The sequence below is a fragment of the Marinobacter sp. genome (genome assembly GCF_033722195.1).
In the GTDB taxonomy this organism is placed as follows: Bacteria; Pseudomonadota; Gammaproteobacteria; order Pseudomonadales; family Oleiphilaceae; genus Marinobacter.
Genome location: NZ_JAWVZL010000164.1, coordinates 1 through 3,764 on the forward strand (window position 1 = coordinate 1; position 3,764 = coordinate 3,764).

The 3,764-nt window shown below is 64.1% G+C and carries 4 protein-coding genes; all 4 read left to right on the top strand.

Annotation, left to right across the window (positions count from 1 at the left end; translation table 11 throughout):
- Nucleotides 1–91: 91 nt before the first annotated feature.
- Nucleotides 92–781 carry a GMP/IMP nucleotidase gene (gene yrfG, locus R3280_RS16230; RefSeq protein ID WP_318999650.1) on the top strand — a complete coding sequence of 230 codons (690 nt, stop codon included), beginning with the start codon at nt 92–94 and terminating at the stop codon, nt 779–781.
- A gap of 41 nt (nt 782–822) precedes the next feature.
- Entirely contained in the window at nt 823–1,230 is a 408-nt protein-coding gene (hslR, locus tag R3280_RS16235; protein ID WP_318999651.1) for a ribosome-associated heat shock protein Hsp15, read from the top strand.
- Nucleotides 1,231–1,268: 38 nt separating this feature from the next.
- On the top strand, nt 1,269–2,123 hold the full coding sequence (gene hslO, locus R3280_RS16240) for an Hsp33 family molecular chaperone HslO (protein WP_318999652.1): 855 nt from the start codon (nt 1,269–1,271) through the stop codon (nt 2,121–2,123).
- 198 nt (nt 2,124–2,321) lie between these two features.
- Nucleotides 2,322–3,764 (top strand): phosphoenolpyruvate carboxykinase (locus R3280_RS16245; RefSeq protein WP_318999653.1); only part of this gene is annotated, 1,443 nt, incomplete at its 3' end.

Consider the following 3,764-nt stretch of genomic DNA (forward strand, 5'->3'; position numbering starts at 1 on the left):
CTCTGGGCGCCGGGGACTGTCGTTATTCCCTACTTGCCAAGCCGGCGCCAGTCCGGCAGCCTGACAGCATTGATGTCAGGTGACCCCCGCTATGATTGAATGGTCCCGGGTCGACACCGTCTTTCTCGATATGGACGGAACCCTGCTCGACCTGCACTACGACAGCCACTTCTGGCTGGAACATCTGCCCCGGCGCTATGCCGAGCACACCGGCGTGGCCACAGAGCAGGCGCTGGCTACCATTCTGGATATCATCCGGACCGAGAAAGGCACCCTGAACTGGTACTGCACCGACTACTGGAGCCGGCGCCTGGCCATGGATGTGGCGGCCCTCAAGGCGGAGGTGCGGGACCGCATCGCCTATCGCCCCCATGTGGCGGACTTCCTGGGTCAGATCCGCTCACACGGCTACCGCAGCGTGATCGTCACCAATTGCCATCCGGACCCGCTGGCGCTGAAGCTGGAGGCCACCGGCCTGGACCGCCATGTGGATGCCATCATTTCCAGCCATCAGCTGGGCAAGCCCAAAGAAGCCCCAGCGTTCTGGGCCGACCTGCAGGCTTATGCCCCCTACCAGCCGGCCCGCACCCTGATGGTGGACGACAGCATTCCGGTGCTGGAAAGCGCCCGTGCCGCCGGCATCGGCCAGTGCCTGGCGATCCTGGCGCCGGACAGCCAGCAGGCCCCGGCCGCCGCCCACCCGGAGATTCCGTCCATTGCCCATTTCGATGAGCTGCTGCCCCTGGGCCGGCACCGCGGACACCTGCCATCAGAGCCGTGAACCGGTTACACTGGAAACAGTATGACAGCAGGTGAGGAGACATGACCTCGGCAGCAACCACCGACCAGCGGGTCCGGCTCGACAAATGGCTCTGGGCAGCCCGTTTCTACAAGACCCGAACCCTCGCCAAGGAAGCCATTGAGGGCGGCAAGGTTCACTACAACGACCAGCGCTGCAAACCCGGCAAGCTGGTGGAACAGGGCGGCGAGCTCAAGCTGCGGCACGGCTGGGCCGAGCGCACCATCATCATCGACCAGGTCAGCGACCGCCGGCGCGGGGCGCCGGAAGCCCAGATGCTCTACCACGAGACCGAGGACAGCATCCGCCACCGGGAAGAGCTGGCCTGGCAGCGCAAGACCATGCAGGCCGCACAATTGCCCCCGGCGCGACGTCCGTCCAAGAAGGACCGTCGTACCATACAACGTTTCAAGGATCAGAACGGCATCTGACGCCGGTTCGGATCCTGCCCTTATCAGGAGACTTCATCGTGGCATCGCAGGACCAGTTCCAGCGCTTTATCTTCGAGGACAGCCAGGTCCGTGGCGCCTGGGTCCGGCTGGCGGACAGCTACCGGGAAATCGCCAGCCAGGCGTCCTATCCAACCGTGGTGCGCCAGCTGCTCGGCGAGTCCCTGGCGGCCAGCGTGCTGATGAGCGGCACCCTCAAGTTCGAGGGTACCCTATCGCTGCAGGCCAGCGGCCAGGGCCCGCTGCGCACCCTGATGACCGAATGCAGCCACGACCGCTACCTGCGCGGTCTGGCCCGCTTTGACGAGATTCCCGCCGACGCCGACTCCCTGGGCGAGCTTCTGGGGGAGGGCAAGATGGCCATCACCATCACCCCGGAGCAGGGTCAGCGCTACCAGGGTGTGGTGCCGCGGGAACACGAATCCCTCGCCCGCTGCCTGGAGGACTACTTCGAGCGCTCCGAACAGATCGCCACCAGTCTGGTGCTGTTTGCCGACCAGGACCAGAGCGCCGGCCTGCTGCTGCAGCGGCTGCCCGGCGGCACCGAGCCCGATGACGACCTCTGGCGCCGGGTCAACCACCTGGCCAGCACACTGAAGGCCGACGAGCTGCTCGGCCTGGACAGTGAAACCGTGCTGCACCGGCTGTTCCACGAGGAAACGGTGCGGCTGTTCGACGCCGACCCGGTGGCTTTCCGCTGCAGCTGCTCCCGTGAGCGTACCCTTGGGGCGCTGGAAGCCATTGGCCAGAAGGAGTGCTACGACATCATCGAGGAGCGCGGCGCAATCGACATGGACTGCCAGTTCTGCCACGCCCATTACCGGTTCGACCGCAACGACATCGACCAGCTTTTCCTGGGTCACTCGCTGCACTGATTTCCGACGCCGCACGACATTGAAAGCACCACTTTACTAGGCGCGAAACCGCTCAACCACGCGGTCTGGCGAGCAGTCGTTTTTTACCCTGCTGTCTGGCATAATAGCGCGCCTGAATTGATCCGATTGTTCAGATTTCCGTCAATTTCGGGGGCGACGGCCTGAACAATCACAAGACACCCTGAGGGCGAGGTCGAAGTGAGCAACACTTATAATGATCTGAGCACAGCACGCCTTGTCGAGCTGGCACTGGAAAGACGCGAGGGCCATCTGGCCTCCAACGGTTCACTGGTGGTCAAGACCGGCAAGCGCACTGGCCGCTCACCCATGGACCGTTACATCGTCGAGGAGCCCAGCACCTCCGACGATATCGACTGGGGCGGCATCAACCGGCCCTTCGACGCCGACAAGTTCGACGACCTCTGGGACCGGGTAGAAGCCTACCTGGCCGAAAAGACCAGCTTTGTCTCCGAGCTCCACGTGGGCGCCGACCCGGAGCACTACCTGCCGGTCCGCGTAACCACCGAGACCGCCTGGCAGAACCTGTTCGGCCGCATCCTCTTTATTCGCCCCAGCAACTTCAACCCTGCCGACAAGCAAGAGTGGCAGGTGCTGAACGTGGCCAACTTCCAGTGTGTGCCCGAGCGTGATGGCACCAACAGCGACGGCTGCGTGATCATCAACTTTGCCAAGCGCAAGGTGCTGATTGCCGGCATGCACTACGCCGGCGAGATGAAGAAGGCCATGTTCTCGGTGCAGAACTTCCTGCTGCCCGAAAGGGACGTGCTGCCCATGCACTGCTCCGCCAACGTCGGTGACGACGGCGAGACCTGCCTGTTCTTCGGCCTCTCCGGCACCGGCAAGACCACCCTGTCAGCCGACCCCAACCGTTACCTGATCGGCGACGACGAGCATGGCTGGGGGCCGGGCACAGTGTTCAACATCGAGGGTGGCTGCTACGCCAAGTGCATCGACCTGACACGCAAGAACGAGCCCATCATCTGGGATGCCATCCGCTTTGGCGCCATCGTCGAGAACGTCACCATCGACCCGGTGACCCGAGAGCCGGACTACAGCGACACCTCCCTGACCGAGAACTCCCGCTGCGCCTACCCGCTGGAGCACGTGGAGAAGCGCGTCGAGGAGAACCGGGCCGGTGAGCCATCCCACATCGTGTTCCTGACCTGCGACATGACCGGCGTACTGCCGCCGGTGTCCGTGCTCAGCAAGGAAGCGGCGGCCTACCATTTCCTCAGCGGCTACACCGCGCTGGTGGGCTCCACCGAGATGGGCTCCTCGTCCAAGCTCAAGTCCACCTTCTCAACCTGCTTTGGCGCGCCCTTCTTCCCGCGCCCGGCCGGCGTCTACGCCGAGCTGCTGATGAAGCGGATGGACCAGTTTGGCAGCCGCGTATTCCTGGTGAACACCGGCTGGACCGGCGGCCCCCACGGCGTCGGCCAGCGCTTCAGCATCCCCACCACCCGGGGCATCATCACCGCCATCCAGAACGGCGACCTGGACGACGTGGAAACCGAACACCTGGACACGCTGAACCTGGATGTACCGGTGGCAGTGCCCAACGTCGACAGCAAGCTGCTGAACCCGCGTAACACCTGGGCCAGTGCCGAGGAATACGATGCC